Source organism: Legionella saoudiensis, assembly GCF_001465875.1.
Lineage (GTDB): Bacteria > Pseudomonadota > Gammaproteobacteria > Legionellales > Legionellaceae > Legionella > Legionella saoudiensis.
The window spans coordinates 1373172-1389769 of the sequence record NZ_LN901324.1; the positions used below are offsets into that span (position 1 = coordinate 1373172).

The following is a 16598-nucleotide window of genomic DNA, read 5'->3' on the forward strand; positions in this document are numbered from 1 at the left end:
AGATTATCTACCCCAGGAGCCATCCTTGAAAAGTATTGGTATTAAATATCAACTAAGAATTACAACCCTTATCCCAGCATTTCTCGTCGCATTGCTCTTCGCAGTCTTTTACAATGGTCTTTTTGGGAATGATTTAAAACAGCATATGTCACGGCTGGGGGAAGCATATATCCGCCAATTAGTACCAGCAGCTCAATATGCAATGCTTCGCAGAGATGATCGCACCTTACAAGGCTTAATTAATGCCTCTACGATAAATCCCGAGGTTAAAGCGCTCGCTTTTTACAATAGCGAGGGGCAATTACTTGCCTACCGGGGCGGCAAGCATTCGATACATAAGCCTTTCACACCACCTGATTTTACTGGGGATTATATTGAAAGCAAACAAATAAACCCTTTCACTATTAACTTCATTGCCCCAGTCACCATTCCTAAATTTAACCTTTATTCCAATACTAACTTCAGCCGAAAATTAACGAATGCCTCAACCTTCCAAGCAGATGATATTCTTGGCTGGCTCTCAATTGATATTGATACACGTTCCATGCTCATTAAACGTTATCAAATGCTGATTGTTACTATTTTCATTACCCTATTTGGTTTGCTGATGGGATTAACCAGCCATTACTTCCTCTCTAAACGTATTTACTTACCCATTTCCCGTTTGCGTCGGAGCATGAAACAAATTCTACGTAATGAATTTGAAACTGAAATAAAAACCACCAGTAAAGGCGAATTAGGTATTATTGAAAAAGGATGTGCTCACTTACAAAAAAAATACCTTGATACCATAAAGGACCTTAATCAGCATATTGAAGTCGCAACTGAAGACTTACAACAAAGTTTAGAGCTTTTAGAAGAGAAAAATATTGAGCTGTCATTAGAAAAGAAAAAAACAGAAGAGAAAAGCCGGCAAAAATCTGAGTTTATTGCCAACATGAGTCATGAAATACGTACACCAATGAATGGCGTCATTGGTTTTACCAATGTGCTACTGGAAAGTAAACTTGACCCATTGCAAATGGATTACGTCAAAACCATTAAATCTTCAGCTCAGGATCTATTAGGGATTATTAATGACATCCTCGATTTCTCCAAAATTGATGCCGGAAAACTCCATCTGGATTGTATTCCTTTAAATATTCGGCATTGCATCGATGAAGTACTTACTTTAGCAGCCCCCACCGCTCATAAAAAAGGAATTGATTTAATCCCAATTACTGACATCAATGTACCCAAAACCGTTTTGGGTGATGCCTTCCGTATTAAACAATTCATCAGTAACTTAATAACCAATGCCGTTAAATTTACCGATCATGGCTATGTGCTTATACGCACGCACGTCGAGCAAGAGACGGACAAAGATTACACCCTATGCATTACGATTAGTGATACGGGATTAGGAATTTCACCAGAAGATCAAAGCAAGCTATTTACCGCATTTAATCAGGCTGACACGAGCATTACTCGCCGTTATGGAGGCTCTGGTTTAGGCTTAGTAATTTGTAAAAAACTATGTGAAGAAATGGGTGGTCGTTTGAGCATGACCAGTGAGCTCAATAAGGGCTCAGCCTTTACTGCCCATATAAAAGTGGAAAAATTAGCCGCGTATGAAATAGAAAAAAATCAAACACACCGTTTTGCTCATTTTAAAGTGCTGTGCTTTGATGATAATCCATTGCACTTGGAAGCCTTATGTAATGGCCTGGGTTATTGGGGCATAGAATGTATTCCCGTTAATTCGTTTAGCCAACTGCCCCAAGCCTTAGATGATAATATGGATTGCAAAATGGCCTTCCTAAACGTAAACCAAGGCTGTGAACGGCAAATGGAAAAAATTATTGCGGCTCATAATTATTTCCCTTATGTACTTATTTCCAAGTGGCATATCCATGATTATGCGGCATTAGGCGCGCACGGCTTTCTATTTAAACCTATTAGCATCCAAAAACTACAAGATATTATTGAATTACTTATTAATGAGAATCCGCTTAAAAAACAAGGAAACCATGAGCTGGATGGTTTACGAGAGCAACTACGCTTTCTGCACCCAGACCTGCTCATTGCCGAGGATAATCCTGTAAATAAAATGCTACTGGATTCATTATTAGGAACCCATGCTAATATCGATGCAGTAGATGATGGAGAAATGGCTGTTTCTTCGTGTAATGAAAAAAAATACGATATTATTTTACTTGACTTACAAATGCCTAAACTCAATGGTTTGGATGCTGCGCGGATCATACGCCAAAAATCACAGCTCAATCGGCATACACCTGTCGTTTTAATTAGTGCTAATAGCAGTGATGTTAATAATGCGGAATTGAAGAAATCCGGTATAAACCTCTGTTTGCAAAAGCCCATTGATGAAAAACAATTACTGATGCATATTCTACGTATTGTGGATAGAGCCAAACATGCGGCAATTGATTGGCAACTCTGTGTGCAAAAAGTTTCTGGAAACCAAGAACTTGCTGAAGAATTTTTAAGCCAGTTTGTTGAGGAATTACATAAAAATCGTGAAGAATTTCTGGAATTAATGCATAAAAAAGATATCAAACAACTGGGGGCTGCAGCGCATAAGCTTCACGGTGCGTGTTGCTTTTCCGGCGTACCCACCTTACAAGCTAAAGTAATCCAGGTAGAAAAAATGGCCGCTCGTTCAGCCAGTATTGAAGAGCTGGCGATTCCCTTTGCTGAGTTAATTCAAAGTATTGATGCAGTAATTAGTGAGTATGAAAATCTACCGGAAAAAAATACTTAGAGCATGTTGACATTTTTCATAACCCAGCCAAAATGAGCTGATTTTAGTACAACAGGCAAGCGTCAAGATGACGTACTTTTTAACCCTAAACGATGCGGCAATTAAAGAATCATAACGCAGGAGAAAAAATGACAATAAAAAATGCGATTTATGCACAATCAGGCGGTGTAACCGCGGTAATTAATGCCTCAGCTTGTGCTGTAATTCAAACCGCTAAGTTATATCCTGAGCAGATCGGCAAAGTATACGCTGCTAAAAATGGGATTATTGGTGCCTTAAACGAAGAATTAATCGATACTTCTTTAGAAAGTGATGCAGACATTGCCAAATTAATGCAAACACCCTCTGGTGCCTTTGGTTCCTGCCGTTATAAATTAAAAAATGATGGGGAAGAATACGCACGGCTAATCGAAGTTTTTAAAGCGCATAACATCGGCTATTTTTTCTATAATGGCGGTGGAGATTCCCAAGATACGGCACACAAAGTCTCTCAGTTAGGTGAGAAAATGGGTTATCCAATTACGTGTATTGGCATTCCCAAAACTGTAGATAACGATTTACCTTTTACTGATGCATGCCCTGGTTTTGGTTCTGTTGCTAAATACGTTGCTATTTCAACTAAAGAAGCAGGATTTGATGTAGCCTCAATGGCTGCATCTTCAACTAAAGTATTTATTCTTGAAGTAATGGGACGTCATGCCGGCTGGATTGCTGCAGCCAGTGGCTTAGCCAGTGAAAACGCCGGCGAACCACCGCATGTTATTTTATTACCTGAAATTACTTTTGAGCCAGCTAAGTTCCTTAAAAAGGTTGATGACTGTGTGAAAACTCATGGTTATTGCGTTGTGGTCGTTTCCGAAGGAATTCGTAATAGTGAAGGTAAATTCTTGAGTGATGCTGGTCTTCGCGATGCATTTGGTCATGCACAGCTTGGTGGTGTTGCCCCTGTTATTGCTCAATTAGTTAAAGCTGAACTAGGCTATAAATACCATTGGGCCGTAGCAGATTATCTCCAACGGGCAGCGCGTCATATTGCTTCCAAAGTGGATGTGGAACAAGCGTACGCGTTGGGTAAAGCAGCGGTAGAATATGCAGTTAAAGGGCATAATGCGATCATGCCCATTATTGTACGTGAACAAGATGAGCCCTATCAATGGTCCATTAATCATGTGCCCCTAGCTAACGTAGCCAATCAGGAAAAAGCTATGCCTGCAGAGTATATTTCTGAGGATGGAATGGGAATTACCGAAGCATGTCGACGTTATTTATCCCCCTTGATTCAAGGTGAAGCCTATCCTGAATATGTGAATGGGTTGCCTGATTATGTTCGTTTAAAAAATCAATTGGTTGCTAAAAAACTTTAGGATGATTTATCTTGTGCTACAGGGGCGGGCTGCCCCTCGCTGCGACTAAAACGTCATCCCGAACGTAGAAGGATGGCTTTTTCGCGTACTGGCAGTGGATATTCCCTGTAGCCTTATCTAAAATACGATTATATTTAGGAGCAATACATGAAACAAAAAGGCTTAACATTAATTGAACTGATGATTGTTATAGCAATTATTGGTGTTCTTGCTTCCATTGCTATTCCCGCCTATCAAGACTATATAATTAGAGCGCGAATCACTGAAGGGTTAAGCTTAGCAACTACGGCCAAAACTACTGTTTCTGAAAATGCCATGACTGGAAATACTGATTTAAGTACGGGATGGGCTAGTCCCCCGGCTACTGCTATTGTAAAAAATGTCAGTATTGCTAAAAATACAGGGGTGATAACTATTAATTACACGCCACTTGCTCAAAATGTTGCAATCACTATGATTCCGAAATCAAAAGGCGAACTCCTCAGTGCAGGAACTCCCCCAGCGACTACGATTACTTGGGTTTGTGCAGTAACTGAAAAAAATAATAACCGATATGTTCCGGCAAATTGTAGGATATAGTATGTCACGAAAAATACGCATAGAAGAACTGTTAAATCAGGAACTTAATCCCGTTTATTTAAACGTTGATGATGAGTCATCAAATCATCATGTTCCTCAGGGAGCAGAAACTCATTTTAAAGTGACCGCAGCCTCTTCTAAATTTATTGATTTAAGCCGCGTTGCCCGCCATCGTTTAGTTAATCGTTTACTCGCCAATGAATTCGACCTGGGATTGCATGCGTTAAGCATGCATCTCTATACCCCAGATGAATGGGAAAAGAACCAAGCGGTTCCTAGCTCCCCCTCTTGTCGTGATGGTTATAAAAATAAATAATTCCTTAGCGCTGCCTTAAGGCAGCCTATTAGCCATCGACTCATCTACATTTCTTAGTTGAAATAATAAATTAAGTTAAGCTTGGGTCCGAGTAAATAAGTATTCCTTGCGATAACCTCAGTTTTAGTTTCCGCATCACTCTCTCGTGATAACGCACCAAAACGTACCTTACCAAGCCAAATATAACTTATTCCTAAATCAAGCATCAGATGTTGTGTCATGACATATTTAAGCCCGACAGCAACCTGAGGACTAAAATTAGTTTGATCCTGGTGTGACTTCATTATTAGTTCTTCTTCATAGTCATAAGCTTGATAATTTAATCTCGAATGTGCGGTCAAGTTTGCAATGCCAAGTCCAGGAGCAACATAAAGGGAATAATTCCGTTTTAAAATATAATCAATATTAACAATTGCCGTAAGCACATTACCGTTCATTCGTGAATGAAAAGTATTTATTAAATCAACATTTTCAGAGCCCGCCATAAACCGATTAAATTTTTTAGCGTATCCAGATAATTGCAAATAAGAAGCCTCCAAGCTTAATCTCCAATCTGGATTAAGGAAATGACTCATCCCAAGTGCAACGCTTCCCGCACCATTGCTACTGTTTAACGAGCCAGGTGTTATTTCGGGCGAAATGGAACCGGCAATTGGATCTGTCCGCTTGTAGGTATAGTTATCGCTACCACTCCATAAATAGTCTGCACCGAACTTGGCATAAAAAGAAGCAGCAATACTGGCTTTAGCTAGAATGAGCATCACTATAACTAATAAATTCTTGTTCATTTTATTTCCTTTACGTCACTAAATAAAAAATGTAGGTGTGCCCACAGTTAGCATATGAATCCATTTGAATCATTAATACGGCAAATTACACCAGGTGTTGCCAGGCTTAGTACAGTACGCCCATAAGTTACAATAAGACGTGATCCATTAATTTGTAATACCGGGGTTTCATAGGCTGAAAGGGGTTGGCATGCTCGTGTTGCTTGATTAATTTCCCATTTGCTTGCAAATGGTGATGGAATGGAACGCGCAGTGGCTACATACGTGTTACGAGGACAACGATTAAATGGATCAAAAGAGCTTTTCAAATTTAAATCTGTCGCTGAAGGCGCAGCGATAATAGTGCCGCCTGAAATTACAAGTTTCACCGCCTTGTATGCATTTATAATCCCAACACCGCAAGACTTTTCGCCAAGGCAAGAACGTTGAGGATCGGACGTGGAAGCAAAAGGATCAACGCTTTCTAATAAAATACTTTTTACTTCTTGAGAACTAATATAAGGATTTAAGGCATAAATTAATCCCGCAATTCCAGCTACATGAGGGGTTGCCATACTCGTGCCATCAAAAAATGAAAAGCCGCTATTTTGACAGCCAGTTCCTGCTGAAACTGTAGATAAAATACCATTGGCGTCACAAGGATCGGTACCAACTCGCTCCCCTCCTGGAGCCGCGAGGGTAACCCGGGGTCCATAATTTGAATAATTAGCACGATAGCCATTAATTTGTGTTGCTGCCACGACCATCACATTATTGCAAGAACGCGGCGGATTGTTTGATGCCGGTTCGTCGTCGTTTCCAGCACTTACTGTAATAATTCCATTATTTTGGATAAACGCATCAAGCGCCTCTTGCAATGATGGTTGACACCCGATATAGGATGGATAAACAAAGCTCATGCTTGCGACCTTCGCCGGATAATTGTTATGAGGGACACCGGGAATGTCTTTACCAATAGCCCAATAGAGTCCCTGCTCTAAGTCTGAAAGAGAGCCTGGAACAATAGGAAGAATTTTTAGGAAAGGCCCCACTCCAGCAACTCCTGACACTGCTCCTGTTGCTGCAATTGTACCGGCCGTATGCGTACCATGATCCTCTCCCAACTGGCTAACATCAGTACTGTTATTACTAAAATTCCAACCAGGCAAAATATTAGGGGCTAAGTCAGGATTATAGTTAATGGCTTCAAAGTTAGAGATAACAACTGGAGGAGTTGCATAGCCTAAGGTTATCGACCAGGCGCCATTTAACAAACCGGGCGCTGATTCCAACATAACGCCAGGATAACTAAACTCGTCCCATTGAGCAGCATGGGAAATTGATGTCCGCATTATTTTGGACGATGTCTCTGTATTAAAAGTATGTACTGGAGGTTTAATTAAGCAATAACGCATGTCGCGATCAGCATACTGGACATCATTTTGCTTTAATATTTTACTTAAACCCGCATTAACATATTGATCAACTAGAATATTTTTGGCTGATGATAATCGCTTTAATTTTTCCGAATCAAGAACAACGAGATAAGCACCGCTTACCATGGGCTTGACTGTTCGTACCGGTAATCCACTTTTTTTGGAAAAACTATTCCACCATAAGTTATCGAGCTCAGGCTGATCCTGACTATTTACGCTTTTATATTTTAGAATGATTTGATCAAGAGGCTCTCCACATTGTTCTTTGGCAGCAAACACTGGCGGTTCAAAAGAAAAAAATGCCAACAAAGAGTTCAATAAAAATAAACACTTCCTTATATTCATTATTGCGTCCTGTACTATTTCATCCAACGAGTGGTTCAAAACCCTGAATAGTAACAATAGCGTGTGTCTTATTCATAAGTCTATAATTTTTATAATTTTTTTAACATAAACTCTCTTGTTATGTGGTTTATCCTTTTGGTTATTTTATTATTTTCAGTTCAAACTTATTGTGCGAGGAAATTAAAGGCATACATAGCATTTTAAAGTATGTTAAGTATATAATGCTTCCCTTTTAATAACTCGAACGAATTAATGAACAACTGGTCTTCGGAAAAAATTTCTGTACTTGCTTTAGTCCTCTTGATAACCGGTGCTATTGATAGCATCAGAAATTTACCCGGCACGGCATTGTTCGGCTCGTCGTTAATCTTCTTTTTTATTTTTTCTGCCCTTGTTTTTTTGATTCCTGTTGCTTTGGTAGCAGCCGAATTGGCTTCAACTTGGTCAGAAGAAGAAGGTGGTATTTACAGTTGGGTCAATCATGCTTATGGTGAAAATGTGGCCTTTTTCACCATTTGGCTACAATGGATAAATACCTTGGTCTGGTATCCCACCATTCTCTCCTTTATTGCTGGCGCTTTGGCTTATTTAGTCAATCCGGAGCTTGCGCAAAATAAATATTATTTGATTGCCGTAATCCTAAGTATCTTCTGGTCCTTGACCTTTATTGGCTTGTCAGGACTACGTGCTTCAGCCCATTTTGCTGGAATCTGTGCCATTTTAGGCATGATTATTCCCATGGGCTTTATTATTTTACTGGCCATTATTTGGGTTATAAAAGGTAATCCTATTGCTATTGATTTCAGCCCTGCTCATTTATTACCGCAATGGAAAGACAGCCAATCCTGGGTTTCACTTACTGCAATTATGACTTCATTTTTAGGAATGGAGCTGGCCGCAGTGCATGTGCGTAACGTGAAAGATCCACAAAAGAACTTTCCCCGCGCGCTGCTTTTTTCAGGGCTACTTATCTTGTCAACGATGATTTTAGGCTCTCTGGCGATTGCGTTCGTATTACCTAAAGAAAAAATTAGCCTTGTGGATGGGGTAATGCAAGCATTTAATAATTTTTTCCATGCCTATCATCTGACTTGGCTCATGCCGATTTTGATTTTCCTTTTACTCCTAGGTAGCTTAGGCAGTATGATCAATTGGATTATTTCCCCAGCCAAAGGTTTGCTGATGGCAGCAAATCATAATTTTTTACCTAAACCCTTATGTAAATTAAACAAACATGGCGTTGCCTCACGTATTTTAATCGCGCAAGCAGTATTAGTAACGATATTATGCAGCGGCTTTCTTTTATTTCCCAGCGTGAATGCGATTTATTGGCTTTTTACCGATTTAAGCACTGAACTGTACATTATGATGTATGTATTAATGTTCATTGCTGCCTGGAAGCTCAAAGCAAAATTTGCCCATGTTCAAAGACCCTTTGCAATACCTGGTGGTAAGCCTGGCTATTATCTTACCTGCATCTTGGGTTTATGCGGCTGTACCATGACCTTGATTGTAGGCTTTATTCCCCCTGTTGAGTTTATGAATTTTGGAAGCGCGTCTCATTTTCGCTTAGTTTTCTCTATAGGTATTTTTGTAATGATCTTGCCTGCAGTCTTACTTTACTGGCGTAAAAAATCCCAAGAGACCGCGTAATACGAAGTTTCGTGCCCACAGCTCGTATCATATTTGTTTAATACGGGCTGTAATGTTTTAAAAGTAACTTTCTGATTTAAAAATTTAACCTCAGTCAGAACCAAGAAATTTCCAATTATATTAGTTTTATGGATAAAAAAAGGCCCTCCTCGGCTTCCCTGAGCAAGTTTCCGCATGCAATAAGCAGCTCTGCAGTAGGTACTGTACTTTATTGGCGTCAGTATTTTCCTTAGTCTCTTCTTTGCTTGCCCTCGAGCTCATGGTCGGAGGAGCGATTGGCGCGTATTCTTATGCTACTCAAGCTTATGAGCAAGCTCTGGGGTTAGAAAAAAGGCTTTAAGCAAATAGGCGCAAAATTGCAAGCCCTCCTCTAAGATACAAGTATATTTGGTGATAAAAATCATATCGATTTTTCACTGCAATCGTTATGCCCTTGCCTTATGCAGCCATTACCGCTGGAGAGCAACTGGTATTCGAACAAGGTGGATTAAAGACTGTATCGGACTGGCGTAAGCAGTTAGACGATGTATCTAAAATAATTATGAGTAAATAAAATTACCTGGTTAATGTTGCCTGGATGTAAGCACCTAATGGCACTTACTTAAGGGATTTTGTAGGCCTGGCGCTGTGCAAGCCCAGCGCCGAGGCTCAATGCCACATCATGCTGGGCTTCGCGATGCTTAGCACCAGCCTACACTTCATGCTTGAGCTTAAGTAGATGCCATTATGCTCGCGCGAATTATAACTTATCTTTTTCTTCCAACGATATAACCCGAGCCTCATGCTCTAACATAACTGGAATGTCTCCATGAATCGGAAAAGCTAAACGGTCAAATTTACAAATCAATTCATTTTTCTTATTAATCAGCTTGCCTTTACATAAAGGGCAAACCAAAATCTCCAATAATTTTTTATCCACCAAGATCTCCTTTACTCATTTAAGAGTTCTTATCGTATGTTACTTGATTGCGAACGTATACTGGCTGAGCATCAGCTACAGCAATGGTAGGTAAGTTTTTAGCCCGTGCCAATTCAATCATTGTTGCAGCATTCGGATAGACAGTTAACCTAGTACTCACTTGAGCTTTTATGACATCAGGAAAGCCATCCCAATATTCATCGATACCGACCCCGGCAAGTACTATTGGTTGCTGATTAGGTATTGTAATTTCCGTAACCGCATTAACACGTTCTTCTGCGCTATCGTGTGCCTGGGGGTAATAAGCCCAATACATTTCGTGCATGCGTGCATCTAAAACTGCTAATATAGGTGAGGCTGCTTGCCCTGTCTGTTGCTGTGCGCCCCAAGCAATTGTAGCCAAACTACTTACTGGAATTAGCCCCAAATCATGAGCATAAGCCAAGCCTTTAGCAACGCTGCAGGCAATACGCAAACCCGTAAAACTACCGGGCCCACAACCAAAAATAATACCATCAAGCTGAGTCATTGATATATTTGCCTTCGCTAATAACTCATCGATCATAGGCAGCAATAATTGTGCATGGGTTCGTTGTGTCCCTTGCTCTTGATGCAAGAGCTCATCACCAAACGACACTGCAATACTTGCTTGTTCAGTTGATGTATCAATCGCTAACAGTTTCATAATCCAATGCCAACTCTCTAATAAATTTTAAAACTTTTTGTTCATCACGCGTTTTGGGAAGCCTGGGTAAACTGGCTAAAATACGGCGACCATACTCTCTGCCGGTTAAGCGGGGATCGGCTATAACCAAGATTCCTTTGTCCGTATTATCCCGAATCAAGCGCCCCACTCCTTGTTTCAATGCGATTACCGCATTGGGTAACGATAATTCATCAAACCCAGATAATCCTTTTTCTTTTAAATAAGCCATTCTTCCCCGAGTAACAGGGTCAACTGGACTGGAAAAAGGTAATTTATCAATAATAACACAAGAAAGGGCTTCCCCCTTAACATCAACCCCTTCCCAAAAGGTGGCTGTCCCTAATAAAACCGCATTCCCTAATTGGCGAAAACGTTCAAGCAAAATAGGCTTTGCTTCTGTCCCTTGAATTAATATCGGGTAGTTTAAGACACCGTCCATCATTTGAGCAACCTGTTTTAAGGCTTTATGGCTAGTAAACAAAAAAAAGCAGCGTCCCCCCAGTTCCTCAATAACTGGCAGGACTCGTTTAAGCAGTAAATCATAGTAATTTTGATTTTTAGGATCAGGTAGTCCCCGGGGTAAATAAAGTAAGGCTTGCTCTTGATAATCAAAAGGACTAGGTAAGAGTATGGTTTTCGCTTCATCTAATCCGAGAGGCTTACAAAAACACTCAAATGAGTCCGCCATAGTTAAGGTCGCCGATGTAAAAACATAGGTGCAGGATTGTTTTTTGAGTAACTGCCTAAAGGGCTCTGCAACAGCATAAGGAGTTGCATGGAATACTAAGGTATTTTTAAAACGCTCTAACCAGCGAATTTTATCATTTTGTGCCTGCGTAAACAGTTGCAGTATGGCACCAAACTCTTCTAAACGTTCTTTGCAGCGAACTAAACCAGGCTTTTCGGCAATCGCCTCGGCATCAAAGCATTCCAGCAATTCATTTTGCAAATTCAGCCAATTATCCCAAATTCCCATAAAGGCTTTATTGCGTTTGAGCTCTTCCCAACTACTGCGCTCGTCTAAAGCAGATACATGCATCATTAACTCATCCATAAGCTTATCTGCTTTAAAACTTAGTGCTTTTAATGGTTGATTCGCTAAATCAATTGCTGGCCACTCGCGGATTACATCATCAATTAAATCACGAAATTGGCGGGTACCAATCCGTTCGCCATTAAAATGGGTGGCAATTTCAGCCAATTGATGGGCTTCGTCAAAGATAACTACATCAACACCAGGTAATAATTCCCCAAAACCCTCATCTTTCAAACGTGAGTCAGCGAAAAATAGGTGATGGTTAATTACCACTACATCAGCAGTCAAGGCACGTTTACGTGCTTTTACCAAAAAACAGTCTTCATAATTAGGGCATTCCACCCCTAAACAATTATCAACAGTCGAGGTAACATAAGGCCATACCGGGGAGTCTTCGCTTAATTCAGGTAATTCGGAACGATCACCTAACTTCATTTGTGAGAGCTTACTACGCACATGAGCAACCTCATGAGCGCATTGCGGGCTTTGAAATTGCCCTTCTTCGGCATGCAGCTCAACCCGGTGTTGACAAATATAATTTGCTCTACCTTTTAAATTTTGAATGCGTGTAGAAAGACCTAAAGCCCGTACTAAAGTAGGCAAGTCTTTTTGATAAAGCTGATCTTGTAAGGTTTTTGTTGCTGTAGAAATGAGTGCTTTCTTGCCACTAAGTAAGCAAGGCAATAAATAGGCAAAGGTTTTACCAGTCCCAGTTCCAGCCTCAGCAACTAAAATAGATTTATCCTCAATCGCCTGGGCAATAGCTGCAGCCAAATCAGTCTGAGGGGCTCTTGCTATAAACCCTGGGATGGCAGTTGAAAGCCGGCCCTTTTCACTTAGATTGTACCGGCATGATTCGCTAAGAGAAGTAATTTCGACTACTCTTCTTGTAAGTATTGCAGCTTATCAGTTACATCGTCCCAATCTTTTGCATCTTCTGGGGCATCTTTTTTAACAGTAATATTAGGCCATTTTTGTGCAAGTCGAGCATTGATCTCTTTAAACTGCTGTTGCTCATCAGTTAAATCATCTTCTGAAACTATCGCATTCACCGGGCACTCGGGTTCACATAATGCACAATCAATGCATTCATCAGGATGAATAACTAAAAAATTAGGTCCTTCGTAAAAACAATCCACAGGGCAGACTTCAACACAGTCTGTGTACTTACAACGAATGCAACTTTCAGTTACAACAAAAGTCATGATAAACCTTCAAGATGGGAACAGAGAATAGGTGTTATTAAAGCATAAAACCAGCTATTGGTGGTAGTAATTATCTTCTACCGACGCTCAAATTTAATCAGATAAGATTATGCAATTTAAAATTGAAAAATAATCACTGTGATCTTGAATAATACATTCCACTGTGTTAAATTTAGTCAATTTTATTTTTGAGGCCCAATTAGGACCTTTTTGTACCATTATCGCTTTTTGTTGGAGCACCAATGACTCAGTTAAACCCTCTATTTGATGAAACAAATAGTCCTGAAATTCAAAAACTTATAGTCAAGTTTAATGAAACCCCTAAAGAGAATGATCTTGAACGAATTTTTTATCTGCAAAAAATTAACTTTTTACTAAAGCATACTGTGGCAGATGCCGATTTAACTCGCTGGATTAATGCCGACGCAAGAGAAAAAGGAACTTGGCAGGCAATTTTAGTTTCCTATGAAATTAATCCCCACGCCGAGCCTTTGTTACAAGCTACTCAATTTGCCAATGTAGTCGCACATAGTGCAGAGCGACCTGCCGCACGCACAGAGGAAAGCGCGCAGAAATTAACAGAAGCACTCAGCCAGCTATTAAAACAAGATCTGCCTTTTGAACGCTGCAAAACCCAGTTCCTTGAACTAAACTACCGTATAAGCCAAGTATTTGCACAGCTCGATAATCCTTATAACCGATTTGCGCGCGGAAAACTAAAAGTTTTTATTGAACAATTTAATGCAATTCCTCAAGATGATCACATTCAGCGTATATTTCAGCTACAAAGAATTCAATATCAACTGAACAAAGTAGCTTTAGATCAGCGATTATTTAATTGGCGCAACGGCCATCCTGATCGTACAGGCACTTGGGAATCCTTATTAACTACCTATGGTATTGATCCTGATGGTTCTTTTTTATTAAAAAGCGCCCAGTTTGCAAAAGCGATAAAAAGTAGAATGAGATCTTATCCGTCTTTACCCAAAGATGAAGCTTATAATGATGTCTACAAACTGATGCAACAACGAGATGAACTCCTGGAGAAACCATCCCTTGAGGAAAAAGATAAAACTTTATACATTGCCCTATGCTGTCGCATTGATTATTTGATGGAGCATCAACCTAAACAAAAAGGGAATAAAGAGAGACACCAAGATTATTTAGCCCAAGCTAAAGATAAGCTCTCTGCAATTAAAGGCCATAGCAAAAAAGTAAGCGAGAAATATAAAACTGCGGCGTTAGGAGCGCAGCGTGCGAACAATTTTAATTTCACGCTGGACATCCAGATGCTTAAAGAAGAATTTAAAAAGTTTGTGCTGCGCATCGAAGATCGTCCGGAATTAGAGATTGAACAAAAATTACACTCTTATCAAGTAACCGATTATTTTGCTGATGATGTTGCATTCTCAATGATCCAAGTAAAAGATGAGGATAATGATGTCGTCTATAAGCCCATGGTTTTAAGCCAGTTTGCTAATGAAGGCGATATGCGTAGTGTGGCGAAAAGACTGAGAGATAAAACTACCGGCGTTATTCTTAGCACAGCAAAACATTTCTTTCAAAGAATAAACGACTTTTGCCTCAAATTAAAAGAGGCTGATGTATATCACCCTGATATAAAGTTAAGCAACTTCCTGGTTCATAATAAGCGGCTCATTGTTGCTGATAGAAAAACCTTTGTTAGTGGAAAGTCTCAACTTGTGTCGAATTTACGTTCCACACCTCAGTATGCACCACAAGAATACACTGATTGCCTTAATGAAGATCAAGATGCGTATATCGATACAGCTTACACCACGCGCTTTGATATGGAACAATTTATGGCCTATCAAGTAGGTATGGCGCTTAAGGAGTTCTTGCTATTAACCAGAATGGATGAGCTGCCCGAAGATTATTGGAGTCCAGATTGCGACATCGAGTCCTATTTTAAAGACGCTAACCATCAAATTAAGAACTATATTTTACTCATTCGTGAAATGACTCGCCAAGAAGAAGGTCGACGACTTTCTATTAGTCAGATGCAGCAATTATTACTTACTATCAATAAACAACCATTCAATTTCTATGAAGATGTGGAGCGAATTCTGCCTTCCGCCTCCATCGGCCTAGAAAAAGAATTCAATGAGATCCAAGCTTTATTAGGTAATAAAAATCTCAGTAATGAGGAATTATTTAAGCAGGCAAGACCTATCTTCATTCAATTAGCTATTCGTGATCCTCAAGAATATCGCCTCAATCGATTTGCCGAAAAGCTTGCAATAAAATGTTATGAGCAATACTCAAAAACTTATTTTTCTAATCTTTCAAAAACGATTGAAAAAACATTATTAGACCAAGATTGGCCACATGCGAGTTTCGCACAGAAACTTATTCATTACCTATCTTTTGGCTATTTCCGTGTTCCACAGATTACTGAAGTAACCAAAATAAAAATTGCATTAGATTTTGCAGGAGCAGAGTTCCAATCGCATTTTGTTCCATTTGTATTTTTGCCAGAAGCACACTTACACCATTTGGGAATTAAAAAAGCACAGCACGTACTTGAGTTTTTAGAAGCGAATAAGCAGGAAATCAAAACTGCTTTTGCTACTAATATTATGGGAGCAAGCACAGCTCAAAATGGCCTAGCTGAAACAGAATTAACCCCCAAAAAACACTCAGCAGCATCCCATTTAGATTCAGATGAATCTTTATCTGGAGATGAATCACTTTCAGGTAGTGTTATTCGTCTTGAAACAGATGGAGACGAATCACCAACGGGTAGTTTGGTTATTCATGATGATAAAACGGATGGAGACGAATCATTGTCGGGTAGCATTGTTATTCATGATGATAAAACGAATGAAGACGAATCATTGTCGGGTAGCGTTGTTATTCATGATGATAAAACGAATGGAGATAAATCCCTATTACGCGATAGTATTGCTTCTAATACTGAGGAGGAGGATGAATCTCTATCAGGTAGTGTTGTTATTCGTCCCTTAGAAGAAGTGGACGGCGAAGATGAAGAATCGTCAAGTAGTGTAGTTATTAACCCTTCAGCTGATAAGAGTAAAAGTGAAAAACGAGTAAGTTTTCAATTTTTTACAGCGGCTAAGAAAGAACAATCAATCTCATATCAATCAAGAAAAAACTTTAGATTCTTTAAGAAAAATTCATTACATGGAGTGGGAAGTATTGTACTCAAAGGGGAGCCCCTCGAACTATTAAGGGAAGCTCTTTCTGTGCAAGAACCTACTGCGAGTAATCCAACGCTGGATATCCCTTAATAAGATTCTATCCGCTAAAGTGCTCAAGGATGAGCGCTTATTTTTAATAAACTCAATAAGTTAGATAAAGAAAAAAACAAGGAAGTCTTACAGTTCAGGTCAACAAGTTATATCATACGTGTTTTCCAGTTATATTTAGCAATGCTTTAAAAATTGTCTATATTATAAATAAGTTGGTCTTTTCAAACTTAACTTATACATAAGGCAGACAGCATAAAGTATATTGAATAAATGGA

At 39.6% G+C, this 16598-nt stretch carries 13 protein-coding genes; 7 read left to right on the top strand and 6 right to left on the bottom strand.

Annotated elements, in window-relative coordinates; genetic code table 11:
- Nucleotides 1-25: 25 nt before the first annotated feature.
- The 4 genes from letS to BN3124_RS14910 all read left to right on the top strand — a co-directional run bounded on the left by letS (nucleotide 26) and on the right by BN3124_RS14910 (nucleotide 5023).
- Complete coding sequence (letS, locus tag BN3124_RS14895) at nucleotides 26-2764, top strand: two-component system sensor histidine kinase LetS (RefSeq protein ID WP_058535550.1); 2739 nt, start codon at nucleotides 26-28, stop codon at nucleotides 2762-2764.
- A 128-nt stretch (nucleotides 2765-2892) separates the two neighbouring features.
- The gene (locus tag BN3124_RS14900; RefSeq protein WP_058535551.1) at nucleotides 2893-4128 is read left to right on the top strand and encodes a 6-phosphofructokinase; all 1236 of its coding nucleotides are present in this window, start codon (nucleotides 2893-2895) and stop codon (nucleotides 4126-4128) included.
- Between the two features lie 147 nt (nucleotides 4129-4275).
- On the top strand, nucleotides 4276-4707 hold the full coding sequence (locus BN3124_RS14905) for a pilin (RefSeq protein ID WP_058535552.1): 432 nt from the start codon (nucleotides 4276-4278) through the stop codon (nucleotides 4705-4707).
- Between the two features lies 1 nt (nucleotide 4708).
- Nucleotides 4709-5023, top strand: coding sequence for a BolA family protein (locus BN3124_RS14910; RefSeq protein ID WP_058535553.1), 315 nt, complete (start codon nucleotides 4709-4711; stop codon nucleotides 5021-5023).
- Nucleotides 5024-5076: 53 nt separating this feature from the next.
- Here BN3124_RS14910 and BN3124_RS14915 read toward each other — a convergent pair whose 3' ends face one another.
- Nucleotides 5077-5811, bottom strand: coding sequence for an outer membrane beta-barrel protein (locus tag BN3124_RS14915; protein WP_058535554.1), 735 nt, complete (start codon nucleotides 5809-5811; stop codon nucleotides 5077-5079).
- A gap of 47 nt (nucleotides 5812-5858) precedes the next feature.
- A complete protein-coding gene (locus tag BN3124_RS14920; RefSeq protein ID WP_058535555.1) occupies nucleotides 5859-7571 on the bottom strand; it encodes a S8 family peptidase in 1713 nt (570 codons plus the stop codon).
- 252 nt (nucleotides 7572-7823) lie between these two features.
- On the opposite strand from BN3124_RS14920, the gene BN3124_RS14925 reads away from it, so the two are divergent.
- Together BN3124_RS14925 and BN3124_RS17470 are read left to right on the top strand one after the other, a co-directional pair.
- Entirely contained in the window at nucleotides 7824-9224 is a 1401-nt protein-coding gene (locus BN3124_RS14925) for an APC family permease (RefSeq protein ID WP_058535556.1), read from the top strand.
- Nucleotides 9225-9651: 427 nt separating this feature from the next.
- Complete coding sequence (locus BN3124_RS17470; RefSeq protein WP_269057630.1) at nucleotides 9652-9777, top strand: hypothetical protein; 126 nt, start codon at nucleotides 9652-9654, stop codon at nucleotides 9775-9777.
- A gap of 186 nt (nucleotides 9778-9963) precedes the next feature.
- Here BN3124_RS17470 and BN3124_RS14930 read toward each other — a convergent pair whose 3' ends face one another.
- The 4 genes from BN3124_RS14930 to fdxA are packed head-to-tail and all read right to left on the bottom strand — an operon-like array spanning nucleotide 9964 to nucleotide 13090.
- Complete coding sequence (locus BN3124_RS14930) at nucleotides 9964-10143, bottom strand: Trm112 family protein (RefSeq protein ID WP_058535557.1); 180 nt, start codon at nucleotides 10141-10143, stop codon at nucleotides 9964-9966.
- Between the two features lie 19 nt (nucleotides 10144-10162).
- A complete protein-coding gene (gene tsaB, locus BN3124_RS14935) occupies nucleotides 10163-10828 on the bottom strand; it encodes a tRNA (adenosine(37)-N6)-threonylcarbamoyltransferase complex dimerization subunit type 1 TsaB (protein ID WP_058535558.1) in 666 nt (221 codons plus the stop codon).
- Nucleotides 10809-12782 carry a DNA repair helicase YoaA gene (locus BN3124_RS14940; protein WP_058535559.1) on the bottom strand — a complete coding sequence of 658 codons (1974 nt, stop codon included), beginning with the start codon at nucleotides 12780-12782 and terminating at the stop codon, nucleotides 10809-10811. Before BN3124_RS14940 ends, tsaB begins: the two co-directional genes overlap by 20 nt.
- Nucleotides 12764-13090: a ferredoxin FdxA gene (gene fdxA / locus BN3124_RS14945; protein WP_058535560.1), complete on the bottom strand. Its 327-nt coding sequence runs from the start codon at nucleotides 13088-13090 to the stop codon at nucleotides 12764-12766. Before fdxA ends, BN3124_RS14940 begins: the two co-directional genes overlap by 19 nt.
- A gap of 242 nt (nucleotides 13091-13332) precedes the next feature.
- Between fdxA and BN3124_RS14950 the strand changes: the two genes are divergently transcribed.
- Entirely contained in the window at nucleotides 13333-16362 is a 3030-nt protein-coding gene (locus BN3124_RS14950; RefSeq protein WP_058535561.1) for a hypothetical protein, read from the top strand.
- The last annotated feature ends 236 nt before the right edge of the window (nucleotides 16363-16598 follow it).